Source organism: Blastococcus sp. TF02-8 (assembly GCF_003319175.1).
Lineage (GTDB): Bacteria > Actinomycetota > Actinomycetes > Mycobacteriales > Geodermatophilaceae > Blastococcus.
The window spans coordinates 1-26,165 of sequence record NZ_QOHK01000016.1 but is presented as its reverse complement, the minus strand read 5'-3'; the positions used below and the strand labels follow the sequence as shown (position 1 = coordinate 26,165).

Annotated in this window: 31 protein-coding genes and 2 pseudogenes; 21 read left to right on the top strand and 12 right to left on the bottom strand. The window is 68.5% G+C overall.

Annotated features, from left to right (window positions below; all coding sequences use genetic code 11):
* Positions 1–86 precede the first annotated feature (86 nt).
* The 8 genes from DQ237_RS19215 (at position 87) to DQ237_RS19175 (ending at position 4,405) form a co-directional block, all read left to right on the top strand.
* Positions 87–548, top strand: coding sequence for an Asp23/Gls24 family envelope stress response protein (locus DQ237_RS19215; protein ID WP_113801755.1), 462 nt, complete (start codon positions 87–89; stop codon positions 546–548).
* Between the two features lie 35 nt (positions 549–583).
* Positions 584–922, top strand: coding sequence for a hypothetical protein (locus DQ237_RS19210; protein WP_113801767.1), 339 nt, complete (start codon positions 584–586; stop codon positions 920–922).
* A 273-nt stretch (positions 923–1,195) separates the two neighbouring features.
* Positions 1,196–1,375 carry a hypothetical protein gene (locus DQ237_RS19200; RefSeq protein WP_113801753.1) on the top strand — a complete coding sequence of 60 codons (180 nt, stop codon included), beginning with the start codon at positions 1,196–1,198 and terminating at the stop codon, positions 1,373–1,375.
* Positions 1,372–1,818 carry an Asp23/Gls24 family envelope stress response protein gene (locus tag DQ237_RS19195; RefSeq protein ID WP_113801752.1) on the top strand — a complete coding sequence of 149 codons (447 nt, stop codon included), beginning with the start codon at positions 1,372–1,374 and terminating at the stop codon, positions 1,816–1,818. Before DQ237_RS19200 ends, DQ237_RS19195 begins: the two co-directional genes overlap by 4 nt.
* A 25-nt stretch (positions 1,819–1,843) precedes the next feature.
* Positions 1,844–2,374 carry a DUF6286 domain-containing protein gene (locus tag DQ237_RS19190; RefSeq protein WP_113801751.1) on the top strand — a complete coding sequence of 177 codons (531 nt, stop codon included), beginning with the start codon at positions 1,844–1,846 and terminating at the stop codon, positions 2,372–2,374.
* Positions 2,371–2,943: an alkaline shock response membrane anchor protein AmaP gene (gene amaP, locus DQ237_RS19185; protein WP_113801750.1), complete on the top strand. Its 573-nt coding sequence runs from the start codon at positions 2,371–2,373 to the stop codon at positions 2,941–2,943. The genes DQ237_RS19190 and amaP overlap by 4 nt, the downstream gene beginning before the upstream one ends.
* Before the next feature lie 432 nt (positions 2,944–3,375).
* Positions 3,376–3,648: a GlsB/YeaQ/YmgE family stress response membrane protein gene (locus DQ237_RS19180; protein ID WP_113801749.1), complete on the top strand. Its 273-nt coding sequence runs from the start codon at positions 3,376–3,378 to the stop codon at positions 3,646–3,648.
* 442 nt (positions 3,649–4,090) lie between these two features.
* The gene (locus DQ237_RS19175; RefSeq protein WP_113801748.1) at positions 4,091–4,405 is read left to right on the top strand and encodes a hypothetical protein; all 315 of its coding nucleotides are present in this window, start codon (positions 4,091–4,093) and stop codon (positions 4,403–4,405) included.
* A gap of 249 nt (positions 4,406–4,654) precedes the next feature.
* Here DQ237_RS19175 and DQ237_RS19170 read toward each other — a convergent pair whose 3' ends face one another.
* The 4 genes from DQ237_RS19170 to DQ237_RS19155 form a co-directional block, all read right to left on the bottom strand.
* A complete protein-coding gene (locus DQ237_RS19170; protein ID WP_113801747.1) occupies positions 4,655–5,206 on the bottom strand; it encodes a hypothetical protein in 552 nt (183 codons plus the stop codon).
* 319 nt (positions 5,207–5,525) lie between these two features.
* Complete coding sequence (tal, locus tag DQ237_RS19165) at positions 5,526–7,016, bottom strand: transaldolase (RefSeq protein ID WP_205730297.1); 1,491 nt, start codon at positions 7,014–7,016, stop codon at positions 5,526–5,528.
* Positions 7,017–7,089: 73 nt separating this feature from the next.
* Positions 7,090–7,725 (bottom strand): hypothetical protein, encoded by a 636-nt coding sequence (locus tag DQ237_RS19160; protein ID WP_113801746.1) that lies wholly within the window; start codon positions 7,723–7,725, stop codon positions 7,090–7,092.
* Between the two features lie 344 nt (positions 7,726–8,069).
* Positions 8,070–8,891: a DUF2382 domain-containing protein gene (locus DQ237_RS19155; RefSeq protein WP_113801745.1), complete on the bottom strand. Its 822-nt coding sequence runs from the start codon at positions 8,889–8,891 to the stop codon at positions 8,070–8,072.
* 448 nt (positions 8,892–9,339) lie between these two features.
* Between DQ237_RS19155 and DQ237_RS19150 the strand changes: the two genes are divergently transcribed.
* A complete protein-coding gene (locus DQ237_RS19150) occupies positions 9,340–10,002 on the top strand; it encodes a TetR/AcrR family transcriptional regulator C-terminal domain-containing protein (RefSeq protein WP_240619758.1) in 663 nt (220 codons plus the stop codon).
* 500 nt (positions 10,003–10,502) lie between these two features.
* Here the strand turns inward: DQ237_RS19150 and DQ237_RS19140 are convergent, their stop codons facing one another.
* Positions 10,503–10,913: a MarR family winged helix-turn-helix transcriptional regulator gene (locus DQ237_RS19140; protein WP_113801765.1), complete on the bottom strand. Its 411-nt coding sequence runs from the start codon at positions 10,911–10,913 to the stop codon at positions 10,503–10,505.
* Between the two features lie 225 nt (positions 10,914–11,138).
* Between DQ237_RS19140 and DQ237_RS19135 the strand changes: the two genes are divergently transcribed.
* From DQ237_RS19135 to DQ237_RS20470, 3 genes are all read left to right on the top strand, one after another.
* Positions 11,139–11,687 carry a hypothetical protein gene (locus DQ237_RS19135; protein WP_240619759.1) on the top strand — a complete coding sequence of 183 codons (549 nt, stop codon included), beginning with the start codon at positions 11,139–11,141 and terminating at the stop codon, positions 11,685–11,687.
* Between the two features lie 191 nt (positions 11,688–11,878).
* On the top strand, positions 11,879–12,019 hold the full coding sequence (locus DQ237_RS19845; protein ID WP_166509686.1) for a hypothetical protein: 141 nt from the start codon (positions 11,879–11,881) through the stop codon (positions 12,017–12,019).
* Between the two features lie 42 nt (positions 12,020–12,061).
* A complete protein-coding gene (locus DQ237_RS20470) occupies positions 12,062–12,187 on the top strand; it encodes a hypothetical protein (protein WP_255411565.1) in 126 nt (41 codons plus the stop codon).
* 101 nt (positions 12,188–12,288) lie between these two features.
* Here the strand turns inward: DQ237_RS20470 and DQ237_RS19125 are convergent, their stop codons facing one another.
* Positions 12,289–13,545 carry a PP2C family protein-serine/threonine phosphatase gene (locus DQ237_RS19125; RefSeq protein ID WP_240619757.1) on the bottom strand — a complete coding sequence of 419 codons (1,257 nt, stop codon included), beginning with the start codon at positions 13,543–13,545 and terminating at the stop codon, positions 12,289–12,291.
* Positions 13,546–13,641: 96 nt separating this feature from the next.
* On the opposite strand from DQ237_RS19125, the gene DQ237_RS19120 reads away from it, so the two are divergent.
* The gene (locus DQ237_RS19120) at positions 13,642–13,875 is read left to right on the top strand and encodes a hypothetical protein (protein WP_113801741.1); all 234 of its coding nucleotides are present in this window, start codon (positions 13,642–13,644) and stop codon (positions 13,873–13,875) included.
* Here DQ237_RS19120 and DQ237_RS19115 read toward each other — a convergent pair.
* Positions 13,872–14,057: a hypothetical protein gene (locus DQ237_RS19115; protein ID WP_113801740.1), complete on the bottom strand. Its 186-nt coding sequence runs from the start codon at positions 14,055–14,057 to the stop codon at positions 13,872–13,874. The genes DQ237_RS19120 and DQ237_RS19115 overlap by 4 nt on opposite strands.
* A gap of 52 nt (positions 14,058–14,109) precedes the next feature.
* Positions 14,110–14,319, bottom strand: a pseudogene (locus DQ237_RS20670) (hypothetical protein); the annotation flags it as partial.
* Between the two features lie 147 nt (positions 14,320–14,466).
* On the opposite strand from DQ237_RS20670, the gene DQ237_RS19110 reads away from it, so the two are divergent.
* On the top strand, positions 14,467–14,757 hold the full coding sequence (locus DQ237_RS19110) for a hypothetical protein (protein ID WP_113801739.1): 291 nt from the start codon (positions 14,467–14,469) through the stop codon (positions 14,755–14,757).
* A gap of 764 nt (positions 14,758–15,521) precedes the next feature.
* Here DQ237_RS19110 and DQ237_RS19105 read toward each other — a convergent pair.
* The 3 genes from DQ237_RS19105 to DQ237_RS19095 form a co-directional block, all read right to left on the bottom strand.
* Positions 15,522–16,397 (bottom strand): GGDEF domain-containing protein, encoded by an 876-nt coding sequence (locus tag DQ237_RS19105; protein ID WP_113801738.1) that lies wholly within the window; start codon positions 16,395–16,397, stop codon positions 15,522–15,524.
* 354 nt (positions 16,398–16,751) lie between these two features.
* Positions 16,752–17,054: an STAS domain-containing protein gene (locus DQ237_RS19100; RefSeq protein WP_205730296.1), complete on the bottom strand. Its 303-nt coding sequence runs from the start codon at positions 17,052–17,054 to the stop codon at positions 16,752–16,754.
* A 210-nt stretch (positions 17,055–17,264) separates the two neighbouring features.
* Positions 17,265–17,690, bottom strand: coding sequence for an ATP-binding protein (locus tag DQ237_RS19095; protein ID WP_240619756.1), 426 nt, complete (start codon positions 17,688–17,690; stop codon positions 17,265–17,267).
* 368 nt (positions 17,691–18,058) lie between these two features.
* Here DQ237_RS19095 and DQ237_RS19090 point away from each other — a divergent pair, with 368 nt between their 5' ends.
* The 5 genes from DQ237_RS19090 (at position 18,059) to DQ237_RS19070 (ending at position 23,554) form a co-directional block, all read left to right on the top strand.
* Complete coding sequence (locus DQ237_RS19090; protein ID WP_113801735.1) at positions 18,059–18,940, top strand: sensor domain-containing diguanylate cyclase; 882 nt, start codon at positions 18,059–18,061, stop codon at positions 18,938–18,940.
* Between the two features lie 358 nt (positions 18,941–19,298).
* Complete coding sequence (locus DQ237_RS19085) at positions 19,299–20,543, top strand: EAL domain-containing protein (protein WP_113801734.1); 1,245 nt, start codon at positions 19,299–19,301, stop codon at positions 20,541–20,543.
* Between the two features lie 4 nt (positions 20,544–20,547).
* On the top strand, positions 20,548–20,730 hold the full coding sequence (locus DQ237_RS19080) for a DUF1059 domain-containing protein (protein ID WP_166509685.1): 183 nt from the start codon (positions 20,548–20,550) through the stop codon (positions 20,728–20,730).
* Between the two features lie 536 nt (positions 20,731–21,266).
* Complete coding sequence (locus tag DQ237_RS20465) at positions 21,267–21,656, top strand: STAS domain-containing protein (protein ID WP_113801732.1); 390 nt, start codon at positions 21,267–21,269, stop codon at positions 21,654–21,656.
* Positions 21,657–22,057: 401 nt separating this feature from the next.
* Positions 22,058–23,554: a methyl-accepting chemotaxis protein gene (locus DQ237_RS19070; RefSeq protein ID WP_369832237.1), complete on the top strand. Its 1,497-nt coding sequence runs from the start codon at positions 22,058–22,060 to the stop codon at positions 23,552–23,554.
* A gap of 643 nt (positions 23,555–24,197) precedes the next feature.
* Here DQ237_RS19070 and DQ237_RS19060 read toward each other — a convergent pair.
* A complete protein-coding gene (locus DQ237_RS19060; RefSeq protein ID WP_147251858.1) occupies positions 24,198–24,497 on the bottom strand; it encodes a hypothetical protein in 300 nt (99 codons plus the stop codon).
* A gap of 310 nt (positions 24,498–24,807) precedes the next feature.
* Between DQ237_RS19060 and DQ237_RS19055 the strand changes: the two genes are divergently transcribed.
* Together DQ237_RS19055 and DQ237_RS19050 are read left to right on the top strand one after the other, a co-directional pair.
* A complete protein-coding gene (locus DQ237_RS19055) occupies positions 24,808–25,359 on the top strand; it encodes an ATP-binding protein (protein WP_113801729.1) in 552 nt (183 codons plus the stop codon).
* A gap of 394 nt (positions 25,360–25,753) precedes the next feature.
* A pseudogene (locus DQ237_RS19050) lies at positions 25,754–26,165 on the top strand (ATP-binding protein); the annotation flags it as partial.

Below are 26,165 nucleotides of genomic sequence, written 5' to 3'. Positions count from 1 at the left end.
TGGTGTAAGTCGGCGACCCGAGGGCACGACCGGGCCGCCCGTCGGTTTACGACGTTATCTCCCATCACGGAAGAAGAGGTCACCCAGTGACGCAGTCCCCGAGCTCCAGCACCTCCGCGTCGACCAGCGCGGTCACCCAGGCGTCGCCGTCGGCTCTGCAGACCAGCCAGGGCACCACCACCGTCGCCGACAACGTCGTCCAGAAGATCGCCGGCCTGGCTGCGCGCGAGGTGTCCGGCGTCTACGCTCTCGGCGGCGGCGCGGCACGCACCCTCGGCGCGCTCCGCGAGCGCATCCCGGGCGCCACGCAGTCGGCCGGTCAGGGCGTGTCGGTCGAGGTCGGGGAGAAGCAGGCAGCGGTCGACCTGGATCTGGTCACCGAGTACGGCGCCCCCATCGCCGATGTCGCCCGGTCGGTCCGGCGAAACGTCATCGCGTCGGTCGAGGGGATGACCGGTCTGCAGGTCACCGAGGTCAACATCTCGGTCAACGACATCCACCTGCCGTCCGACGACGAGGGCTCCCAGGAGCCTCCGCGGGTCCAGTGACCTCAGCGTCCAGGGGTTCGGCCGCGGTCGCGGCGATGTCGGAGGCCGAGCTTGCCAACGCTATCGCCGCTGCCGCGGTCGCCTGCCCCGCCGTCGCGTCGCTGTCCCGCGGCAGCGGCCTGCGGAATGTCGCCACGTACCTACCGGGACGTCGGGTCGACGGGGTGCGGATAGAATCCAGCCGCGTGCTGGTGTCGGTCGTGGCCGTCCAGGGCGTTCCGATCATCGCGATCGCCGACCAGGTGCGTCGCGCGGTCGAGCCGCTCGTGGCCGGACAGCCGGTGGACGTGCACGTCGCGGACCTCCAGCTGCCCGAAGAACAGCCGCCGGCCCTGCCCCCCGGGCCGTCCGGTGTGGGGGTTTCGCAGGCCTGATGCCTGAGACCACCGACCCGGAGGAGCGTCGCCGACGGCGCGCGCTGCTCCGCGCGCACCATCCCGACCTCGGGGGCGATCCGTCCGAGTTCCTCCGGGTCATGGCGGAACTCGAGGGGCGAGCCCGCAGAGCAGGCCCCCGGCCGGCGGACGACGTCCGCTTCGTCCGCCGGCCCCGGGGTCTCGCCAGGATCGCCGCCTGGTTCCACCGTCGCCGCAGACCACGGCGCGTTGTCTGAACTGCCCTGAACCCGTCTTGTCCTGGAGGTTGCCATGCCACCCACCGTCGTGGGTCTGTTCACCGGTCTGCTGCTCGGTCTCGCCTGGGTCATCGGCGGCTTTGACGCCTTCGTCGGAACTGCGGTGCTCGGTGTCATCGGCTTCGTGATCGGCAAGGTGGTGTCCGGTCAGCTCGACCTCACGCCCTACCTCGGTGGGCGCGGTCCGCGGTGAGCAGCGCCGTCCCACTTCCCCCCGATGGCCCGCAGGCCACCTCCGGGCCGGACGAACACGGCGCCGCCCTCCCGGAGCTCGGCGACCCCGCCGAGCGGGGCACCCTCGAGATCGCCGACCGTGTCGTCGAGCGAGTCGCCGGCTATGCGGTCACGCAGGTCGAGGGTGCGACCGCCGCTCCACGCCGGCTGCTCGGCATCAACGTCGGGGACGCCCGCCCGGACAAGGAGGCGTCCGTCGACGCTCGCGTCGACGGGCACACCGCCACGGTCGACGCGACCGTGGCGATCGGCTGGCCCGCCTCGGTCCGCACCGTAGCCAGCCGGGTGCGCGAGCGGGTCCGTAAGGATGTCGAGCACATCACCGGCGTCCGGGTCGCCCACGTCGACATCGACGTCGTCAGCCTGAGCACGCCCTCCGCCCATCGGCGACGCGTCCAGTGAGCCCCGACTCGACCAAGGAGTGTCCATGTCCATCGTGAACCGGGTCATCGCGACGGTGCTGGCGCTGGCGCTCCTCTTCGGCGGCCTCCTCGCCGTCGTGGAGATCGTCCTGGCCGCCCTGGGGCGTCCGTATTGGTTGGTCCCCCACCCGATGTGGAGCACGTGGCTGGGTGAACAGTCCTTCACCGGCGGCGTCGTCCGCGCCATCCTCATCGGCCTGATCATCATCGGGCTGCTCCTGCTGGTGGTCGCCCTCCGCCGCGGCAAGCCCGGCTCTCTCACCCTGCCGGGTCGCACCGACGGGGTTCGCGTCACCGCCTCGCGCCGCGGTATCGAGCGATCCCTGTCCACCGCTGCGCGTCGAGCTGACGGCGTGAAGACCGCCAGCGCCAAGGCCGGACGTCGCACCGTGCGGGTGAAGGCAGCCACGGCCATGCGCTCCCCGCAAGAGCTGCAGCAGCCGGTCACCGCAGCTGTGACCGAGCGGCTCGACGAGCTCGGGCTGTCCGACGTCCTCCGTCCGCGCGTCACCGTCTCTGGAAAGTCCTCGCGATGAGCTCACGTGTCAATGGCGTCAACCGCACGATCCTGGCATTGCTGGGGTTGCTCCTGCTCGCGGCCGGCGGGCTCGGGCTGGCCCTGGGTTTCGGGGCCTTCGGCGATGGCGATCAGCCCGTTCTGCCGCAGCCCGTGCGCGACTTCGCCCGGAATCAGCCGTGGTTCTGGTGGGCCGTCGCTACCGTCTGCCTCCTGCTGGCCCTGCTCGGGCTCCGATGGCTGCTGGCCCAGCTGCGCACCGACCGGATCGGGCGCCTGGAGCTGACCACCGACGACCGCGACGGACTCACGACCGTCCACACCAGTGCGCTCGCCGATGCCATGGAGGCCGAGGCCGAGAGCCTGCGCGGCGTCGCCGGGGCATCGGCGCACGTGCTCGACCGAGGGGGTCGACGGGTCGCCCTGGCCGTGGACCTGACCGACTATGCCGACATCGCCGAGGTCCGGCAGGCCCTGGAGGACCGGTTGGTCAGCAACATGCGGCAGGCTCTGGACGACCCGCAGCTGCCCATCGACATCGAGCTCCGGCCGGGTCGGACCCGGTCGGGTGGACGCGGCCTCCTCTGACCCAAGATCCCGGCTGTGGGACGCCTTGCGCTGGTCGAAATTCTGGGAATTCGCCTATGACTGGGTCACAACTCGGCGTGTTGTGGGCATGGACGTTTACGTCGTATCCGCGTTCCGGGTGTCGCCGCCTGCTAGGACCTCTCGTGCAGCTTCTAAGGACCAGATCCTCGAGTTCCTCCGCTCCTAGGGGGTCGACACGGACGAGGGCGCCGGGCTGGTCAGCAAGTTCCGCATCGACCCGAAGCAGCTGCTCGGCGACGTCGGCAGTGGTCTGGGCGACAAGCCCGGTCTCTGACCACCGGCACCGGCAGTACCGCCGATCCGCTGCCGGCTCGGGGTTGCACGACCTGCAGCAGACATGACGTGCGGCAAGTCATCACCCGTTCACCGGGCACTCGTCGAACTCGTCCCGGTCCATCCCCAGGAGACATCGTGATCTGGAACATCATCGTCCTGCTCGTCATCGGCCTCGTCGCCGGCCTCATCGCCCGAGCGGTCATCCCCGGCAAGCAGGACCTCAGCATCGCCATGACCATCGTGCTGGGCGTCATCGGTTCGCTGGTCGGCAACCTGCTCGGGGGCCTCATCAGCGGTCGAGGCTTCGAACTCGGCACCGCCGGATGGATCGGCTCCATCTTCGGCGCCATCGTGGTGCTCGGCGTCTACCTCGCCGTCACCGGGCGACGAGGCGCGCGATCCCGCTGACCTCCGGTTCGACGAACCCGAGACTGCGCCGGAGCTGACGAGCCCATGACGGCCCTCGTGACGGTGGCACTCTTCGCCCTGGCCGCTCTGCTCTCGGCGTTCGCCGCACCGATCATGGTCCAGGCCGGAAAGAAACAGCCTCCGAGGACGTCGCGGTGGAGACCGCGTCGTTGTGGTTGAGCCTGGCGGCCGCGGGTGCGGTCGCCGCGATGTCCGGGGCAGCGATCTTGTCTTCCGGCGAACTGTCGCCCGCGGGAATCGCACCGTTCATGCTTGCCGTGCTGGCGGTGGGGCTGCCGATCTCGATCAGCGTCCTCAGGACCGGCTCCGCACGAGAAACGGGTGACGATGGCTCTGCGGGCGACTCAGGATCAGCTGCACCACGAGGTCCTGGCTCTCGTGGACGCTCCGTCGTGTCGAGCCATGCCGGCCGACGGCCTCCGTGCGACGTGAATTCCGCTACGCGGCGGAAGTCGTCGCACTTCTGCTGAGTGTGCTCCTCCGGCTGGTTGCCACCGAGCTCGTCCTAGCGGTGGCTCCTTCGGTGGCCTTCCGCTGGCGCGCTGGGCTGCGGTGCGTCATGCCTCGAGATTCGGTTGAGATCCGCTTGCCCAGGCCCGAGACGAAGCTGACTCCGCGGGTTGATGCGCTGCAGCAGCAGGACGCCCACGTCGAGCCAGACCTGACCGGCTTCCCGCGGCTTCGCGGAGTGGCCCTCACGACCGTGAGCCAGCGCGACCTGATCATCCAGATGTGAGAGGCAGCATCATGACGACACCAGCGGAGCAGAACCCCAGAGCTACCGCTGCAAGCGACGTCTCTCCAGGGTTGAGCGGCGAAGCCGAGGCTGATACCTCGGGAGTCACCTTGACCAGGGAGGACGACTCCCGGGACGACGACTTGCCCTCTGAGCCTGACAACGCCTGACCTGGTCCACATGAGCGGCAGCGGGTGGTCCCCATCGTGGGGAGCACCCGCTGCGGCTGTTGAGTGTGTCGGGCCGCCGTCAGTCGGCCAGGGTGACGGACGTCTTGTCAACCTCGAGGTGGTGGCCTTGGGCGTCGAGCTGAGCGGCGCCTTCTGCCTCTTCGAGACCCACCTGCTGGGCGAACCCGGAGGAGTGGGCGACGACGGTGCCTTGGAAGTCCACGGTGTCGCCTTCCTGCACCTGGTAGGGCGACTCGCCGCTGCCGGTCAGCTGGACCCAGATCCGCTCCGTGTCGGAGGTGCCCACCCAGAATCCTTCGTCGGCAGGGACCGCCAGCACCTGCACCGCGCTGCCCTGGGCCGGGCGGCCCGAGACCTGTGCCAGGGCGGGGGCCGAATCGGCGCCAGCGGTCAACGGCAGCACGGAGGTGTCGCCGGCCGTGATGGTGCCGGGCTGGCCGCTCGCGCCGCCGTCGCTCGGGCTTGCGGTGCTCGATCCGCTGGGGGAGGTGCTGCCAGACTCGGGAGACGTGGATGCGCTGCTACCCGTGCCCGCGGACGAGCCGCTGGTGCCGAAGTCGCCGCCGTCGCCGCCGTCGCCGCACTGACTGAGCAGCAGCGAGCCGATCACGACGGCAGCGAGGAGGAGCAGCAGCGGAAGGAGCCAGCCAGCCCGTCGCCGTGTCGGCTTTCGGCCGCTGACCGGGGTGGCGCCGGCCTGCGGGCCGGTGGAGGAAGGGGGTGTCGATGGCATGTGTCAGCTCCGAGCGTAGGTGTCTTGAGAACGGCCGCGCGGGGGATGCGCGGACGATGATGTGGGTCGAGCGGTCAGTGATTCAGCCGAGCGAGCCCCGCGTCGTCGAGGTGGGCCCCGGAGTTCCTGCAGCGAGTCACCCCGCAGCTGCTGGCCGAGCTCGTGGCGGAAGAAGGCGTCTGGCTTGGCGGCTCTCCTAGTCCCGGATGAGTTCGTCGCGCTTGGCCGCGATGCCGGCCATGAGCTCACCGTAGGACGCGACGAACTCCTCCACGCCCTCCCGCTCCAGCACCGCGGTCAGGTCGTCATAGTCGACGCCGGCCTCGGTGAACGCTTCCAGCGTGCGGCGGGCGCCGTCGACATCGGCCGTCAGCGTCTCGGCGACCGTGCCGTGGTCGAGGAAGGCGTCGGCTGTGTCGCGAGGCAGGCAGGTCACCGTCTGCGGGCCGACCAGGTTCTCGAGGTAGCGGACGTCGCGGTAGGCCGAGTTCTTCGCTTCAGTGGATGCCCACAGGCAGCGCTGGGGCGAGGCGCCGGCGGCTGCCAGGTCATCCCATACCGCGCCGGTGAACATCAGCAGATACGTCTGGTAGGCGAGCTTGGCGGTGGCGATGGCCAGCGTGCCCTTGAGGTGTTCGTGGCTGCCGAGGTCGTCGAGCCAGCGGTCGGCCTCGGTGTCGATCCGGGACACGGAGAAGGAGGCAACCGACGCCACTGACTGCAGGTCGCCACCGGCCGACTGCAGCTTGCGGAGCCCGCGGATGTAGGCGTGCGCGGCGGCCCGGTGCCGGTCCAGGGAGAACAGCAGACTGACGTTGACCGGGATGCCGGCGGCGATCGTCTCTTCGATGGCGGCGAGCCCCTCGTCCGTGCCCGGGATCTCGATCAACAGGTTGGGCCGGTCGATGAGCCGGTGCAGCCTGACCGCCTCGGCAACGGTGGCTTCGGTGTTGTGCGCCAGGTGCGGATCCACTCTCGTGGAGACCCAGCCGTCCCGCGTCTGATCGCTGCGGGTGTGCACCCCGGCCAAGGCGTCGCAGGCCGCGCGGATGTCGTCGATGGCCAGCGCCAAGAACACCTCCTTGGGGTCGGTCTCGGCGGCGAGCGCGTCCCGCAGCTGCTCGTCGTAGGCGTCTCCCTCGACGATCGCGGTGCGAAAGGTCGTCAGGTTCGAGGTGAGCCCGGTGACGCCGCGGTCCAGCAGCGATGCAAGACCGCCGTCCTGGAGGAATCGGCGGGACAGGTGGTCGATCCAGGCGCTCTGGCCGGTTTCTGCCAGGCGCTGCAGCGAGGTGCTCACGTGGCTCTCTTCGTCGTCTTCGCCGTCGGCTGCATGCCGGTCTCGGCGGATGCGCGTCGGCGGGTTGATGCCGATGGAGGATGGAGGCGACGAGCTGTCCGGCGTTCGTCCGTCCATCGGCTCGTGAGGGGCATCCGTCATGGGGACGTACAGGTAGTTGCCGAGCTGATCACGCGCAGGCCGGTGTGAGCGGGGCTGGCGGACCAGGCGATACAGCGCTGACGCGGCGCCGACCGGCAGCTCGACCCAGGCGGGCGGCTCCGGATCGATCACCTGCCATTGCTGGCCGTGAGCCGGGCCGCTGTAGGCCCGGGCCTCGTGGCCACGGTCCCAGCTGTCCGGACCACGGATGACGTTGCCTGAGGGCTCGCCGTCGGAGTTCGACATGGTCGCTCTTCCCACTGGGACGCCCGTCGGACCGCTCGAGGAGACCGGTCCGACGGGCGTCGACCGGCCGCGCTCAGGTGCCGGCGCCGGCGCGGTCGACCTTGCGGTGGTAGCGCTCACCGAGCTTGCCGCCGAGGACGGCGCCGAGCAGCGTGATCAACAGGGCCACGATGCCGGCGATGATGCCGGCGGTGGTGAGGGTATCGCCGCTGACCGGGACGGTGGGCATGTTGAGCTGGGAGAGCACGTTGTACTCCGAGCCGAGGACGGCACCGGCAATGGCCAGGGCGGCGACGATGAGCAGACCGATCAACCAGACGGCGAGTCCCTGCTTGAGGCCGTCGAAGCGGGCCATCCGACCGGCCACGTAGCCGCCGGCGAGGTAGGCCAGGAAGAGGACGACGGTCAGGGCGATGCCACCGGCGATTCCGATGGTGTCGGCCTGGTCGGTCGCCTGCTGGGCGGCCTGGTCGGCGGAGGAGATCTGGGTGAGGCCGAAGGCGACGCCGGCCGCCGACAGGATGGCGAGAAGGATGACGGCCAGGCCGTTCGCCGAGAGCCAGCCGAAGAAGGCCGCTCCCCACTTGATGCCACCGTAGCGGTCGTGCTGGGCATCAACGGCGTCACGGGCGGCGCCGCGGGTGGCGTGCGCCCCCTCGGTGGAGGCGGTGGCGTCGAGATCGGATCGCGTGCGGTCGTGGTCGGGCATGGTTGCTCCTGAGTGCGGTGGGGGCGGGGCAGCGGTCACCGGGGCTGGATGTCCGCCGACCTGGTCGTGCAGCTCTGCTGGGGTCATCGCTGGCAGCCCGTGTCGCCGCCGTCGGGGCGGCTCCGGGGTGCACTGATGGTGCGGATGGCTCCGTCGTGCCACTGGGTCTCGATGCGGACGCCATCGACCGGAGGTCCCGCGAGGTTCGGCGTCGGCGCGGGGCGCCGCTGCTTCCCCTCGGCCACAGTGGTCCTCGCTCCAGGTTCGAGCCCAGCTGATCGTGTGGCAGGGAGCCGTCGCGGAGCCAGACGGAGAGGACCCCTCCGTCTGGCTCCAGCGGTGACTCAGCGGTTGCGGTCGACCGCGTCGGTGTCGAGCTCGATCTGCTCCTTGCGCACCGTTTCGCTTACCTGCTGCTGCTCGGTCACCGTGTCGACGTCAAGGCGAACGCGCTCCACCGGCACAGCCTCCTTCTGCACGACCGGACGCTCGGCGTGCAGCACCACCTCGTGCTCCTCCTCGGAGATCGCCGGGCCATCCATCGCGTTGCCGACGTTGGCGTCGGTGATCGGCTCCCGCTCCAGGCGCACCTCTTCGCGCGACACGGGGACGTTCACGGTCTGGTTCTCGGTGACCACGTACTTGCGCAGCCGCGCCTTGCCCGTCTCCACCCGCTGGGTGCCGACCTTGAGCTGCTCCTCGGAGCGGGTCATCGCGTCGTCGGTGGTGAGGCCGGAGGTGTCGTGGCCGACCGTGCGGCCCTGGACGTCGTCGAACACGCCGTCGCCGTCGGCGTCGCGGCGCTCAGGTCGGTCGCTCCCGCCAGCAGCCAGGCCGGTGTCCGGCTGGGTGCCGCCGAGTCCGTAGTAGCGGTAGAGCTCCGACTCCTCCTCCGGAGACAGGTGGCCGCCCTCGTCATCGACGCGGGGAGCGTCCTTGACCGTCGCCTTCTCGTACGGGAAGCGGAGCTGGTCGCCGGAGAACTCGGCCTGGGCCAGCGGGATGAAGGTTTCCTTGGTGCCGAACAGGCCGGTGTTCACCGTCGCCCATTCCGGCTGCCCGGTCTCGTCGTCGAGGTAGACCTCGCCGACCTTGCCCAGCTTGCCGCCGTCGCTGGCGACCGCGGTGCTGCCGATGACCTGGCTGATCTGCTGTTCGGTGATCATGAGACTCCTCGCGGACTGATTTGGGACAGGGAGATGCGCCGCGCATCCCTATGGGGGTTGACGCCGGGGGCGCTGCAAGCGGCCTGGGGCTCAAGCCGCAGGCACTCACTGCCCCTGTGCTTACGGGGTAAACATGGCAATCCGCGACTTCAGAGCGCAAGGGTCGGACCCGGATGGCTGGGTCTCTCAACCGGTGATGGGGGTTGGCGGCGTTCGGCGCGAGGTGAGGGCCGTGTCCTCAGTGACGTCCTCACGAGGCGGGCAGCGGCCAGCGTCGGCAAGACTGGGCGCCATGGCTGCAGAGAAACCAGACGGGCGATGTGGAGGTTCCGTGAGCGGATCAGACGGTCCCGTGGATGCAGATACCCCAGAGGCGCGTGGCGGGGCGGCTGCGACCATCCCGGCGGCACCACCAGGAGCTGGGCGAACCTCGTTGGATCGGAGGCGGGTGCTGGGAGCGGCGCTCGCGTTCATCGACGAGAACGGCCTCGACGCCCTGACGATGCGCGGTCTGGGTGCCTATCTCGGCGTGGAGGGCATGGCGCTGTATCGCCACGTCTCGGGCCGGGACGCACTGCTCGACGGGGTGGTGGAGATCGTCATCGACGAGCTCTACGGAGACCCGGACGTCCACCTGCGGCCGACGCACGGTTGGCAGGACTTTCTGCAGCGCCTCGCGCACGGTTTGCGGCGCATCGCGCTGGCCCATCCCGCCGTCTTTCCGCTGATCGCCACGAGGCCACCGGCGGCTCCCTGGGTCCGCCCTCCGCTGCGCAGCCTGCGCTGGGTGGAGTCCTTCCTCGACGCGCTCGCCGAGCACGGGTTCACCGACGAGTCTGCGGTGGCCGCCTACCGGGCCTACACCAGCTTCCTTCTCGGTCACCTCCTGCTGGAGGTGTCCCAGTTGGGCGTTCCGATCAGCTCGCGGGACAAGGAGGCTGCCGCGCAGGAGTCGACCACGGATCTGAGCGAGTACCCCCACCTTCTGCGGGTGGAACCGCTCCTGTCCCGGGATGAGTCCGCAGCCGAGTTCGAGGAGTCTCTGGAGAACCTTCTCGACCGCCTCGAGCGGTTGCTGCAGTCTCAGCGTTCCGGCCGACGCAGTCGCTGACGCCTCGCGGTGCCACCGACACCAGCGTGAAGGTCCGGCAGCCCAGCCATTGCCAGGTCAGCTGGGTCGCCGGTGAGCCCGTCGAGCCGGGCATCTGCAGACTGCAGCCGGCGCTCGACCAAGGGCTCTGAGAAGAGGTCCTCACGCTCGACCACGGCGGAGCGGGCAGGCAGCAGGTCCTGGCCGACATCGGCTTCGTGCATCACGACATCGAGCGCCGGGTGCTGATGCTCAGCGCGCCTTCCGCCGGCAGCTGATCGTCGCGGGGCTCGGGGTCCGCCTCCCGCGCCCTCATGCCGTCGTCCTGGAGCAGGTCGGATGGTGCTGCAGGACAGGCCGACGACGGCGGTCCGGGTCAGCGTCGAGCGGCTTGCTCGGCGACCATGCGGACGGGACGAAGCCTCCACCTGGCGCCAGAGCTAGGTGCGGCTCGTGGACGTCGGGCGGCCCGTGCGCTGGGCGATGTTCTCTTAGACGGACTCGAGCTCGGCAAAGTTCTCTTAGACGGACTTGAGCTCGGCGAACTCGGCGACGGTCATGCCCAGCTCGTCGATCATCATCTGCGAGAGCGAGCACGAGGGGTCCTCGAGGGCGCGGCCGGCGTCCGTGAGTCGCACCAGGACCAGCCGCTCGTCGTCAGTGGAACGGTGCCTGGTGATCAGGTCGAGCGCTTCGAGGCGCTTGATGAGCGGGGACATCGTGCCAGAGTCCAGGCCTAGCCGGGCACCGAGCCCGTTGACTGACATGCCGTCGGTCTCCCACAGCGCCATCAATGCCAACCACTGGGGGTAGGTGATGCCCAGTTCGTCGAGCATCGGGCGGTAGCGGGCGGTCACTGCTCTCGGGGCTGAGTACAGCGCGAAGCAGATCTGGTCGTCGAGGAGCGTGCTCGGCTGCGGAACCGTGTCCATGAGGGCAGTCAACGGCACAAAGATAGTGCGCGAGCGAAGTCAAACGTGTCACGTTGCCCCCGGTGCACATGGGGCAAACGGCCTTTGAGGGACGGCTCCCTCGGACGAGTGAGCGGTGCACGCCGAAAATCTCTCAAGCAGCTCTCGTGTGTGCCGATGTCTTGTGTACGAGAGAACCACCCCGGTTCCGAAACTCCGACCAGCACGGATGGTGGTCGGCAAGGAATGGGAACCGCCATGTGCGACTGCACCAACACTCACGTCAAGCCCGCTCACCGCACCCCCAAGCGCGCCGGCGTCATCCTCTCCACCACCGTGCTGCTCATCGGCAGCGGCGTCGCCTGGGCAGCCTGGACGACCAGTGGAACCGGTGCCGCCACCGCGCAGGCCACTACCGCCGACAGCCTGGTCGTCGGCCCCGGCACCCCGGTCGGCACGCTGTACCCCAAGCCCGCCGGCGGGTACGGCAACGGCACCGTCGGCGCCGTGCACACCACGGTGACCAACCCCAACGCCTATCCGGTGCGGATCACGCAGGCGACCGTCGGGGCGATCACGATCACCCCGGCCAGCGGCAAGAGCTGCGCCGCCGGGAGCGTCATCGCCTCCACCTCCGGTCCGATGACGCTGACCACGCCCATTAGCCTCGCGGCCAACTCCTCTGCCACGGCCGTGGACATCCCAGGCGCGATCGAAATGATCCCCTCCGCCGAGGACGGCTGCCAGGGCGCCTCGATCAGCCTGACGCTGACGCTTACTGCGGCGTCGGCCTGACGGCACCACCGACCGAGAGGACTGTCCCGTGCTGGCCCGTCTCGCGAGCCTGTTGCTCGCCGCCTCCGCCGCGCTCGTGCTCGGCGTCACGCCCTCGGCGGAGGCCGGCCTGGGCCACGACCGGCGTCGGGCCGGCCACCCAGAGGGCTATGGCCATGCCGACCGGCACCGTACCCGTGAGCGTTCACGGCGTGAGCCTCGGTGTGGTCGGACGTGCCTACACGATCACCTGGCCCACCGCCTGGCTTCAGTCCGGACGGCCAGCCACGGGGTACATCATCAACCGCAGCTCCAGCCTTCTGGGTCAGGCCCTGCTCTCCGGCGGCAGCTGAGCCGGCCTGACCACCAGCAGTCGCTACGTGCCCGCAGACACCATGGCAACCACCCAGACCTGCACCGACGAATCACTGGTCACCCTTGGAACCGTCCGCTACTCGGTGACCCCCGTCTACGGCAACTGGCGCGGACAGCCGTCGGACTGGACCCCAGCGTTCAACTGACGCGAGAGGAACGCCAGGCGTGCCGCCCTGTTGACGCCAGTGAGAGTAGCCAGGCGGCGCTCTCGACGGTGATCGGCAACGAACGCTGGACACGGCGAGTTTCACGAGATCGCTTCCAGTTCGCTCTCACCGGCTCGCCGGAGCGATAGGGGACTAGGCCGTGGTGGGCCCGAGGTCGGCGAGTTGCCGCTCGTTGCCGGTCCGCCACTCCAGCAGCACGATGCTGCGTCGTCCTGCAGGTGGTCGGCCTGGTGGTCCAGCACGCGGCGCATGAGCCGGCGGAGAGTCTCCGGTGCCGGGTCGCCATCGGCCGCTGCGCGGGCGATGAAGTCGCCCAGCCTGTCCTCGCCGAAGAAGTCCCCATCCGGGGAACGGGCCTCCACGATGCCGTCGGTGTAGAGGACGACGCGGTCCCCGGGGTAGAGCTGCGTCACGCAGACGTCGGGCTTTCGGAGCTGGAGCCCCAGTGGTGGGTGTGGCTTGCACGGCCCGGGGTCCAACAGGGCGCCGTTGCGCACGATGAGCGGCGCGGGGTGGCCTGCGTTGACCCATCGCAGCTGGCCGGTGTCCAGGTGCAGGCGGGCGATCGCGGCGGTGGCGAACCGGCTGCCGCTGAACTCGCTGGCGATGACGCGGCTGATGGCTGCGGCGATGTCGGGCAGGTCCCATGCGTTACGGCGAGCGTGGCGGTAGGCGCCAACCGCGGCCGAGGCCAGCAGAGCGGCGAGCAGGCCGTGTCCGACCGCATCCAGCACCATGAGGTCTGCATTGGGGCCGTTGACGGCGTAGTCGAAAGTGTCCCCGCCGATGTCGTAGGCCGGCTCCAGCGCGCCGGCGATCACGACGCGGTCGGAGGCGAAGGTCAGCGGCGGCAGCAGATCCCACTGGATCTCAGCGGCCAGGCTGAGGGTCTTTCGGCGGCGGAGCTGGGCGAAGATGTCGGTGTACTGGCCGTTGACGACGAGCAGCTCGGCGACCAGGCTCGCGAACGCCCGCAGTCGGCCCTCCAGCTCCGGCGTGAGGTCCGCGACCAGCATCTCGACGACGCCCACGCGTTGCACCCCGTCGACCAGGGGGATCCACAGTCGGCGCACGCGCGGGTTGATGCGGGTGGACTGCACCTCGACCCGGCGGAACGCCCGGCCGCCGACCGTGCCGTCGACGCTGAGCTCCTGCCGCACGGGCACGCCTTCGCCGCGGATGTGTTGCAGAAGGAGCTGCTCGTAATCGGTCAGGTAGATGACGGTCTCGGCGGCGCCGAGCTGGCCGGCACGACGCGAGACCACCGCTGAGAGTTGGTCGGGTGCCAGCAGGTGGATGTCGTCGAGCAGAGCCTGCAGTGCGTCGACGTCGATCACGTCGGGCAACGTATCCGGATAAGCGGGGTGTCACATCATGGCGGGCCACCTGATTGGTTCCTGCGGAATGCGACGTTGCTCACTACTCTGAGTCGGGTGCCTACCTACCGCCTCGTAGCGCTCGAGCGGACGCAGTCTGTTGTCTTCGACGCCGTCGACGATGACGCCGCCGAACAGCAGGCCCGCGAGACGTCCTGCCGACTCCCAGAGCCTCCTCAAGGCTGCTTCGCGACGTTCCTGCTGGAGCGGGAGATCGACCGTCGTTGGTCGACGGTGCGTGCCTGGGTGCCGGAGCGGGGGGTCCTGCCGCTGCGCGGCTACGGGACCTAGGGCGCGCTGCGGCCGGTTCCGATCGCCGGGAGGTTGGTCAGCAGCCCGTGCAGCTGGTCGACGACATCGGCGTCGGCCAGCTGTTCCTCGAGCTCGAGCAGGATGGCGTAGGCGTCCCAGGCCGAGCTGCAGTCCCCGCTGGGGCACACAGACGAGCCGGCCGCCGCGGCGAGTCGGGTCATCGAGCATCTCCAGCAGCCCGAGCCGGACGAGGCCCTGGACGAGGTCGGCAGTGGCCTGCCTGGTGTTGCCCAGTCGCCGCGCGAGCTCGGCGGGATGGACGGGGAAGTCGCTGAGATGAGCAAACACGGCGGTCTGCGCCGCGGACAGTTTCGGCCAGCCGCGACGTTCGAGTTCGGCGCGCGACTGCTCGTCGAACCAGCGGCTGGCCAGGAGTAGCAGTCGCGCGAGTGGGGGCCGTGCGCCAACTCGCCGTGCCGTCATCTCACCCACCATAAGCACCCGTGACGAAAACGCATTGTCGTGGCGCGAATTACCCGGTCAGGGCTCTGGAGTGACATGTAACCTGACACGCGTTTCACGGATGAGTTGTGGCAACGTGAAGGCAAGTTGGGGGATTGGGGCGCGTCCGTGGGGTTGTACCGGCTCGTCGACGACGAGGACAAGGAGCTGGTCTCGTTCGAGACCGACGACGACGCGAAGGCTGTTCGCGAGGCTCGAGACTGGGCGCACGGGCGCGTCGGTGTGGCCGCGGTGTTCACCCTGCAGGTGCAGCGGGGCGACGAGGGCGTCTGGGCCGAGCTCCGCACATGGGTTCCCCGCCCGCAGAAGCCAGTGTGGCAAGAGGCGAACACCTGGTCGGACGGCAGGGTCGTCAAGAAGTCCGGTATCGCGCGGCCGTCGTCCACCGACACCTCCTGACCTCCATGTCAGTTGCAGATCTTTGGTCCTCGGCCGTCCGCCGTGTACGCAACGACCCGGCCGCCATCGCTGAGCTCCGGGCTGGGCTGCGCGCAGCGGCCGAGGCGCTGACCGCGGCCGGGCTGACGTTTGACCTTCCCGACGTGGACGCTTGGCTGCTAGCCGGCTCGCCCGACGAGTGCCGCCTTGCGTTGACTGGACGCGGACAGCCGCTGGTCTGGCAGCACCCAGCATGGGTCGAGTGCCGATCGGCTCGCCAACTCGCTAATGCACTCGAGCGGGCGGCCGACCGGTACGTGCACGACATCGTCTAGGTGGTCATGGGGTGCGTCGGTTGGTGGGCGGTTCCTCGACTTGGGGTGCAAGCCATAGCTCAGCTCCATAGTCAATAAGTCGCTGCTGTCGCACCAGCGCGTCGAGCGCCATCGGAACGCGCCGGCGAGGCGACCGGGGCCCGGGCACTACGGACCAGTCTTCGTCGGATTTCCGCCGCCGTGCGGCGGTAGACGGCGTCGGAAGACTGATCGACGTGACCGTCCGGTTCGCCGAGGCGTCAGACGGTTGTGGTCAGAGATTAGAGGAAATGGCGGTCGAGCCGCAGGCGGGTCAATTCGTGCCGAAGCGACGTCGGTGCTCGTGTCAGCGCTATACGCCGGTTGGAAGAAAGAGCATGTGCACCTCAACGCAGGTGCCAGTCACCACGGAGATCGACGCGCAGGGGTAACGGGTCATTTGTGCGGGGCGTCTGAACCCATCCGCAGATGTCAGGTTTTGCCAGCCGAATCGGTTCCGTATTGGGGTGCAGAAGCCTCGGCGTCTGGCCAGCCCCATCCGTCCGGGTCCACAGCATCGTGAACATGAAGCCCGGAGCGTGTGCGCTTCGCGTGATACATGGCAGCGTCGGCTTGTCGCAGCAGTGCCGCAGCGCGAGCCGTTGGCTGCTCGGGACGAGGGACCTGGTCCGGCGCCCCTGACGCGTCGTATCCAGTCACGCGCGCGACCCCAACGCTGGCGCCGATGGTCACGCGATGGCCGTCCACCGCGTAGGGCTGCCGAATGACTTCGATGAGACGGCGTGCAACGTCCGCCACCAACGGAAGGCTCGATTCCGGGAGCACGATGACGAACTCATCGCCGCCGAGCCGCCCGACCCGGGCATCGGCGCGAAACTCGCCCGACATGCGTAAGGCAACCGCAGCCAGGACCCGATCGCCCGCGTGGTGGCCGAAGCTGTCGTTGACCCCCTTGAATCCATCGAGGTCGATGAGCAGTACAGCTCCTCGCCAGACTGGGTCGGTTTCTGCCAGGGCCTCTTCGAGGTGAGAAATGATTTCTGACCGGTTGTAGAGGTTAGTCAGGGGATCGTGGGTTGCGCGATGTCGCAGCTCCGCGACCGCAGATTGCCGCTCTGCCGCCTGACTTCTCAGGTCCTTCGCGCGTCGAAGACCGAATATCAACATAAAGGCGTGCGCGCCGGCGATCACCAGAATGACGTCGTCACCGAGTGGAAAGTGCGCTGCGGACCAGGTGGCGATGTGCGCAGGCAGGTCAAGAGCGAGGCTCAGGCAAGCAAGGATCACCGTCGCCAGTGCTACCGCTCCTGCGTCACGGCGTACTCGTTTCCGCAGTGGGTCGATCATGTGGCGACCTGCTGACGAGGTGTGACGCAGCGTCCGGCGACCACTGTGCCCACCTCCCGCGCTCGTTGTCCTTGAACTCTGAAGATCGGCTCCGATCGATCGTTACTTGAGCGCCTTGGGTTGCTTCAGCAAGAGCATCCGCTCGGCATCGAGTGCTCAGGCCAACAGTGCGCACCCATGCGTCGCCGCACTTGAGGAGATGCACGCTGGTGGAGCTCCGTGCTGGATCAGGGCATCCGGTTCCATACGCGCGCACGAAGCTGCGTCGAATGGGCTCGAGCGAGCGGAGCGGTGGCTCGAAAGGCTGGGGTGACCGTCAGGAGGCCGAGCGTGCCCGCGAGACGGTCGGCTTCCTCACGGTTTTACGTCGAACAAGCCATGGAGTCCGGTCAGATCCAGGATCTTCCGTACGGATTTGCTCGGACGGTGCAGCGCAGGGCGTCCGCCATCGGCCCGGCTCGCCAGCGTCATGCGGACCAAAAAAGCTAGTCCGCTGGAGTCCATGAACGTGACAGCGGACGCATTCACCGAGAGGCGGGTGTCGTTCCTCAGTGCTGCGATGTCGTCAGGCGCGGAGGCGTTGAATGCAGCGACCACAGCCACATCGATCTCGCCATGCAGCTGCAGGACGGGACCGGCGTCCGTGTAGCCGACCACGATGGACCCTGGTGGATGTGGGGGTGCGGAGTTCACGGATCGTGCTTCCTTCTGCTCATGGAGCGTTGCGTGTACATCGTAAACAGCCGCTCGGGAAGCAGGTGTACCGGCCGAGGAGTGCGACCAAGGCAGCGAATGAGCCCGAGTTGCGGGGATCTTCCTGCTGCGTACGCCGGCGGCGGGATACCCCCGTACCGGTCGAGTGCTCGGTCAGCCGAAGGCGCCGCGACGTCGCGGAGCCATCCTTCGGCAGAACGCCCACACAAGCTTGCGCTCGGCCTGCGTCACCCATCCGTGCGCAGAGGCCAGTGCAGCCACGAGCCCGAGACCCAGGCCACCCTGAGATGGGTCTCGGCCGACGGCCGGCGTCGGCGGACTGGTGGCGGCGGAGTCACTTACTTCGACCAGTAGCCCTTCGGAGCCAAATGAGACTCGAGCGCGCACGGGGCGGCCGCCGTGCCGCAGTGCGTTGGACGCCAACTCATCGAAGGCCAGCAGAAACTTTTCCTCGAACTCGATGTCGCTCACCGGCTCAAGACGGCTCACCAGCGAGAGCAGGCCACGAAGCTCCGCACGCACGGCAGGCAGTTGATCGGTGCTTTCCAGTCGCCAGGTCCAGATGTTGCCCGTGATCACGGGAGGCGGCTGCTGCACCCAATGTTGCTCGCTCACATTCACTTCCATCGGAATCGGTTTCCGCTGACCTACCCCTGCGCGCGATCGATAAGCTGGGTGGTGACGCGACGTCTCCGGCCGTGAGGTCCGGCACCCCGCCGTCCGCTTGTCGGCGTTCGCCCATACCGCCACGAGGTCGGCACACACGGCCGCCCAGAGCGCCGCGGGCCCAGCGCAGCAGCGTCATGGAGGCTCGAGCGATCGTTCTTGCTCAGTGCGGTGGCGGCCCCCGGCGCAGGAGAGCGCAGTGGCTCTGGGAGGCCGCCATGATGGGGGAGCCCTCCGGGGCGAAGGCGTAGATGAACCGGGGAGCGGGCATCACAGAGTAGATGTTGGACCCATCCGATGGCCTCAGCGCCAGCCAGCTCGTCGGCTTTGAGTTCGCCCCCGTTGGTATGGCGGTCACGTCGACGTCCGGTGTGCTGATACATGTCAATGGCGCGCTGAGTCGGCTTCTCGGCGACCAGCCGGCCGCTCTGCGCGGCCGGTCGATGATCGACTTCACCCACCCGGACGACGTCCCGGCCGCTACGCAGTCATGCGTCGACTTGAATGAGCGCCGAAGCCGCCTGTGGCGGCACGAGTGCCGCCTGGTTCGCGTGACCGGGGAGGCCGTGCCGGTGCGAGTCATCACCTCGTGGGTGCACGAGCGTGACGAGGTGGACCTCCTCGTCATGGTCGTGGATGACATCAGCGAACGGAAGGCCATCGAGGCGCACCTCGAGCATCGCGCGCTGCATGACTCACTCACGGGCCTAGCCAATCGCCGCTTGTTCGAGGACCGGCTTCGTCACGCCCTCGACCGCGGCGCCCGCCAGCGAACCTCGACATGCGTACTGATGATCGACTTGGATGAGTTCAAGTCGGTCAACGACAATCACGGTCATTTGCTCGGCGACGCAGTGCTGGTTGCCTTCGCCCACCGCTTGGCCTCGGTACTTCGCACCAGCGACACGGCTGCCCGAATCGGCGGGGACGAGTTCGCAGTCGTCCTCGAGGACAGCGACCCGGCGCGGGCGCGCGGACTGGTCGTCCGGTTACGAGCAGCGATGGCTGCGCCCTTGCACGCCAGCCTGGCGGACAAGCCCATCCAGTTCTCTGCAGGAATTGCGCACGTGCCCAGCGCAGTGGCGCTCGATGTCGACCGCAGCCGGATCCTGGGCGAGGCAGATAGGTCGATGTATGCCGACAAGGCTCGCCGCCGGACGTAGGGCTCGTGCGAACCGTCGGCATGCGCCTCGACGGTGCTCTCTCAGAGGTCCTCGTAGGACCGGTTCTCGTAACTGGCTGGGTCGTCCTGAACATCGGGACTCCACTCTGAGAGTTGACTCGAAGCCGTCTTGCGTTCAACTGAGTTGGGCGATGTCTGCCGCGGTCGACGGTGCGGCACCTCACCCGGTGAAGCGAGGTCGATCAGTCGCCGCTGCAGACCGCCGACAATGCCGGTGCCTGACTCGATGTGGTGGTCAGCTGTGTCGTCGTCAAGCTCAGCGACCGATCTGTCGATATCGAGAGGGACTGCACCGGCGTGGTGCGTCAGCCGAGTCAGTTGACGGGAGCGGTGAACTCATGGGGGGCGCGATCGAGGCCGGTTCCAGCGTCGCGAGTGATGCGGCGGCGTGGCGCTCGGCTATCGCCCGGGCTCTTCGCGACCCGGACGAACCGACCCTCGTGTTCCAGCCCATCGTCGACCTCCGGCGCGGCGTGGTGGCTGGGTACGAGGCGTTGTCTCGTTTCGCGGGCCCGCCGACTGCTTCCCCCGACGTGTGGTTCGCGGCCGCTGACCGCCTGGGTCTCGCCGCTCAGCTCGAAGCGAGGGTTGTGACCGCCGCCATCGCCGCCCGGGACCGACTGCCCGCGGACTGTTTCCTCACCGTCAACGTAAGCCCGCACCTTATGCATCAACCGGAGTTGGCCGACGCCCTCACGGCGGCGCCTGACCTCAGCCGGCTGGTGCTGGAGCTGACCGAGCACGTTCAGATCGACGACCATGCACGGCTCAACGCGCTCCTCGATCAACTGCGCGCCGTCGGTGCGACAGTGGCGCTGGACGATGCGGGATCGGGCTACTCCGGTCTTCAGCAGCTGGCTCTCGTCCGACCCGAGCTGGTGAGGATCGACCGGGCGCTCGTGGATCACGCCGATCGTGACGAGGTGAAGCTGGCCCTTGCTGAACTGCTGGGTAGCTATGCAGGTCGCCTCGACGCCGCGCTCATCGCCGAAGGTATCGAGCGTCCGGAGGAGCTCGAGGCGTTCATCCGCATGGGCGTGCCGCTCGGGCAGGGCTGGCTCTTCGGTCGCCCGACACCGACCTGGACAACCCTGGCTCCCGAGCTGGGGGAGTGGATTCGCGCTCTCGCCGATGACCGCAGCCGGGGCGACCGCATCGCCAGCCTGGTGGAGCGGACCACGTCGATCAGCGACTCCGAGCTCGGTCAGGTCTCGACCATCCTCTGCGCCGATCCGAGTCTGGAGTTCATCGCGGTGCTGGACCGGAACGACCGCGCAGTCTGCCTGGTCCGCCGTCAACTGCGGAGTGGCGATTCCCTCGGTGAGACCCACGTCCTCTCCGTGAGCCTGCGCGCTTCCGCCGACGCCGAAGTCGCGGACGTCGCGACGCGCGCCATGACTCGTCCGACAGGTTCGCGGTTCGACCCGGTGGTGTGCGAGGACAGCTTCGGCGGCTACGCCGGCATCGTCCGCCCCGAACGCATGATGTTGCGTCTCGCTCAGCTCGCGAGTGCCCCTGCGAGTGCCGATGGTCCGGACCGAGAGCTGTGGCTGGTGGGCGCTGCGGCGAGGAATGAGAGGTAGGCCAGTGAAGGAATACGCCTGCGGCGACGTCGTCCCTGGCTGTGGCGCCAGCTTCCGTGTCAGCAGCGAGAGGGAGATGCTGGCGGTGTGCACCGTTCATGCGCAGCACAACCACGGGCTCGCTGAACCCCAGATGGCGGATGATTTGATCGCACGCATTCGAGCCGTCATCCGTTCGGTCGCCTAGGAGGTCACCCGTCCCGATAGGTGGTCCGGTCCGCGGCTCGAGGGGCACATGCCGGTCCGGTATGTGGATCGAGCATTCCGATCAACCGCTGGGCGGCCACGACAGACGTGCACGACCAGCGTGGGGTCGTGTCCCTGCCGCGAATGCGACCTGCGCTGTGATGAGAGCGGGTCCGTCAACGGTATTATCCCGGCTGGGCGTCTGGTCATAGCCTCGCGCCGTTAGGCGCCATCTGGTCTGGCGTTGCACCCGACACGTCAGGGTGTGCCTACGGCGTGTACGTCGCATGGTGCCTGGGCTCTCTCACTGCTTCGCCCGGACGAGCTGGACGGCACCGATGTCGCCGGCGGCGTCCTCCTACCCTCAGAGCTGGTGCTTGTACCCTCAGAGCTGGTACTTGGTGCGGAAAGCAGGGGAGTCCTTCGTCCGCCACGCGCGGAAGCTGCAGTGCGTCCAGAGACGGTGCTGTCTTGGCATAGATCCGGAGCATCAACTGGTCGAACCACCGGCCGGGCATCGCGCATCTGGTCGCGGCGATGCGATTGCGTCGCCGATCGTGCTCGCCGGGAGATTGCAGTGCAACCAGCAACTGGCCCCCTGTGGCCTCAGTCCATCTTCCAGCCGCTGCGGCTGACAGTGATCGGCAGGCAGGCACCATTCGGCTGGCCGGCGAGCTCGACCGCTCCTGCGCGGAGCGCGTGACGGACGCCGTCGCGACGCTGACGCTCACCACCCGTCGCGCGTTGGTGATCGACGTGGCGAAGCTGACCTTCTGCGATGTGGAGGGAGTGCGTGCCCTGGCGCGTGCCCGAGGCCTTGCGCTCGAGCGCGGATGCGGAATGCGGCTGGTGAACCCGAGCCCCTGGCTGGCCCAGTTGCTGCGCCTAGCCGGAATCGCAGCCCTCGTCGGAACCCCCTCTTCCTGACCGGTCGGGACCGGCGCAGGGGTCGGACATTCGCACGGAAGCCCGCCACGGATCCGTGAAGTTGCCGAGCCCGTGCTGGTGCCCAGCGAACCGCCGGTAGCGATCGACCAACCGACGCCCCGCATCTGCTGGCGTCCAGTACGGCCTCGTCCACCCGCCGACAGCACACTCAAGTCGTGCAACCTCGTGGCGCGAGCACGGCATGGTGATGTCGATAGGGGGTGTGGTTCGACTTGAGGGCGAGCCGTGCTCGCCGATGATCAGTCGGAGCTACCAAGTGTTCGGGGCGATGCGGCTGCACTGCTGCTGCCCTGCGACCATCGCCAACTTTGCAGGAGAACTACATGCGTCGTCGTCCTCAGGTCGCTGCGGTCCCGTCAGCCGCTGAGATGCCACGCGACGTGGAGGCGGTCGAGAAGGTGATCGCGGCCCTCGACGGCGTCCGAGATCGGACCGCGGCATTTCGAACCGTGGGGGCCACCCTGGTGGAGGCACTCGGTCTCGGCTACGGGGCGGTTTGGATGGCCGACGACGCCGGGGCCTTCCACATGGTGGGTGAGTCGGGCCCGCTGTCGGGTGTGATGGCTGAATTCGCCGGCCAGCGGGTGGAGCGGCTCCGGGCAGGAGATGGATTCGGCGGCGAGGCGATCAGGACGCGCCGGGTGGTGCTGACGGACGCCAGCAGCAATCCGTCGGAGTGTCTGCGGTGGCAGGCTGCGCAGGCCGCTGGGGCGACGCATGGGGTGCTCGTCCCGGTGATCGAGGACGGTCGGGTGGTGGCGTTGAAGGAGTACTACAACGCCGGGTCGATGACCTTCTCCGGTGCCCGTCGGGAGAAGTGGGAGGCGCTGGACCGGCTCGTGGCCCATGCCCGTCGCGCCGCCCTGGACAAGGCCGCGCTGCGGGAAACTCTCGACGATCGGGCCGCCGTTACCGCTGTGGTCACCGAGATTGGGTCTGCTGGGACCGCTGAGGCGGCGCTACGAGTGGCGCTGGACACCGTGCGTACCGCCTTCGGCTGGGCATACGGCTCCTACTGGAAGCTCGACGAGGACGCGCAGCTGCTGCGATTCCAGCAGGAGTCCGGCTCCGCCGGCAAGGAATTCCGTGAGGTGACCCTGGCCGCCAGTTTTGCCGAAGGGGTCGGGCTGTCGGGCCGGGCGTGGCGGGCGCGAGACCTCTACTTCGTCCGCGATCTGGCCGAGGTGACCGACTGCGTGCGCGCTCCTGCCGCGCAGCGTGCCGGCGTCCGCTCAGGCGTGTGTTTCCCCCTGGTGGTCGGCGGGCGCGTGATCGGCACGATGGATTTCTTCGTCACCGAGACGATCGAACTGTCCGAGTCGCGGGCCGCTGCGCTGCGCAATGTCCAGCAACTGGTCTCCCAGCGGCTGGACGTGCTGCGCCGCACCGAGTCCTCGGCCGACAGTGCTCGGGATCTGCTGGATACCGTCGCCCGGCTGCGGGATGCGGCCGGGGAGGCCGGCCGGGTCGCCGAACAAGCGGTAACGCAGGCCTCCACCATGAGCGACGAGGTCGACGCCCTCACTCAGGCGTCGACGGCCATCGGCGAGGTCATTCGCATCATCTCCGGCATCGCGGAGCAGACCAATCTGCTGGCACTCAACGCCACGATCGAGGCCGCCCGCGCCGGGGAGGCAGGTAAGGGATTCGCCGTCGTCGCCAGCGAGGTCAAAGACCTTGCCCGGGAAACTGCGAAGGCAACACAGCGCGTTGCCGACCAGATCGCCGCGATCCAGGCGACCAGTCAGACCGTCAGCGCGGGCATCGGTGCCACCAGCGACATCATCGGCCGACTCGACGCCGTACAAGCACGCATCGGAGACGTTCTAGAGGAGCAGGCAAGCATGGCCGCAGCCTTCGAAGCGATGGCCTCCTGACCCCCGGGTGCCGAGGGGCATCGGCGGCCGTCGAACACGGTCAGCGGAAGGCGCTCACATACGCGACCCCAACCTAGTAGTGGGCGCCACGTGCATGGATGAAGGGGTCTTCGTGCACGGCGACGAGCTGGGCTGAGGCCAAAGGCGCAACGTTCGCCGTCAGTGGGCGGAGGCCCCTTCATCTCGTACACGCGCGCGTCGGCCACGTGCAGCAGAGCGGGGTCCACGGCTGCTTTACGAGGTCGAGCACCAGGCCCGGGACACGGGCGTCCGCACCCTGCGGCTGGAGACGAACAGGACGCTGGTGGAGGCGATCGGCCTGTACCGCAGCGCGGGGTTCGTGGAGGTTCCGGCGTTCAACGACGAACCGTTCGCGCACCACTGGTTCGAGAAGCAGCTGCTGCGACCCTTGCGGCTCAGCCGACCCCTGCCAGGCCGATCGTGCGTGCTGACGACGTCCTTACGGGCGCAGCCGCCGCCGAACTCAGCGGTGCTCGGTCGTGTCGGCCGGGGGCTCCGCGGCGGGAGATCGCCAGGGCTGCACGGAGCTGGCGGCGCCCACGGATGCGCTGGGTGATGTCGCGGAGCTGCCGGCGCTGAGCTGCGGTCAAGGGTGCCAGGACCAGTTGCCGGACGACTAGGTTCACTGAGTTGACCAGGGGCGAACGGCCAGCGGAAGGCTGAGCGGCATCGGAGTTCGAGAGGGAGAAACCGATACCTCGACCGTGTGCAGCCCGGTAGAGGTGACGGTCATCTCAACATCGACCGGCAAGGTGAGCGCGACCGGACGTACGGACTCGTCGTTCTCACCTTCGATGAATGCGTGAGATCCCACGGACCAGACTTGACCGTCGGGATAGCGAAGAGAGACATCGATGGTGGCCGACTCCAGCGGGTTGAAGGGCTCGCGGTCGGTCCGCGCGATGGTCACGATCACGGCCATGCGACCCGTCGTCGGGAAGTGCACGTGCACGGCATGAATGCCAGCGCCCCGGAGATCAAGGTCCACGGCATGTTCGGTGTAGCCAGGCACAGCAAGGCGGAAAGGACCTCATACACGCGCGCCTCCGTCGATACTTGCTACTAGCTGGGAAGCAGTTCGTACCCGCCGTCGAGTTGGTAATCCGCAGGTTCGCTGGCGTCGTTGCTAGCATCGCCCGCGACGACAGGTGCCGTCGGGTTGTCAGGCGGCGCACGTGAGTGGTTCTGAGCGGGTCATCCGTGACTCGGTAGAGACCAACGGGGGAGCTGCGATGAGCGACGTCCTGTGGGCTCAGCGCCCAGTTCCGACTGTGGGGTCGGACGCAGTCCATGTTTCCCACTGGGCGCCGACGACTCTGCTTGACCTGAGCTACAGCCGGCGCGAGCTCGCCGCTTCACTCCAGGACGCTGACCGACGCTGGGCCGCTGCCTCGGTGGCCCAGGGAGCGGAAGAGCGTCTGCTTCTGTGCGTTGAGGAACTGGGGTCCAATGCCCTCAGACACGGTCGGGCGCCGGTTCTGATGGATCTCACCGCCTTTGATCACCACTGGTTGCTGGTGGTCAGCGACGCCGCCGCCGAGACGCCGCCAGTGCCGGCCATGGATCGTGATGCCGCGGCTGGTGGCTTGGGCTTGTATCTGGTCGCTCGCATCTGTGGCGCGCACGGCTGGACCACGCATCGTCGCCGGAAGGTCGTCTGGGTGCGCATCGACTACACGCTGACGGAGCCACCGCCGGAGGTGGTGGATCGCCTTCCGCGTCCGCCGCTGGAGGCGACGCGGTGCAACCTGTCGGCCGCCAGCTCGCTGCGGAAGCGGGATTGAGCAGCGGCTCGAGCCGGTGATCATCGTCCGCGGCTGCGCTTCATGTGGACGCTGCACGAGAGGGGGCAGCTGCTGCGGCTCGAGTCGACTCGTGCTGATGACCTCGCTGAGGCTGGCTGTACGGCTGATCTTGCTTCCACCTCCGGGCTGCAAAGACCGGCACCGGGTCGAGCAGGGCGCACCGCGCGCGGCAATCGGAACCCTTCGACCCGAGGTGGTTGGCACGCCGTCAAGATCCGGCCGCGCGAGGTCGATGCCCGTCGGGCCCGAAGGTGACCCGGCCGGGTCGCGGTGAACGACCTGGGCTCCGTTCACCCAGCTGGTGCCCGGCCGCGGAACTCGCGGCCGCGGCCAGGGCCGGGCGGCGGCGCTCGCCCCGCTCTCGGTGTGGCGCATGACCTCGGAGCAGACGCCGGTGGTGTGGCCGCTGATCGCCACCTCCGGTCTGCCACCCACCGGCGCGCAGATGGGACTCGACCTGCTGTCGGGCGGAGCGTTCTACTGCGACCCCGTCGGGTGGGTCACCGACGACGACATCCCGGTCACCAATCCGAACGTCGTTGTCTTCGGCAAGCCCGGCCGCGGCAAGTCAGCCACGGTCAAAGCCTTCGCGCTGCGCATGCTCGCCTACGGCTACCGCACCCTGATCCTGGGCGACACCAAGGACGAGTACGAGCCGCTGTGCCGCGCGCTGGGCGTGGAGCCGTTCGTCATCGGCCACGGACTGTCCGCACGAGTCAACCCGCTGGCCTTCGGCCCGCTCGACCACGGCTGGGACCGGCTCGACGCCGCCGAGGCCCGCCGCC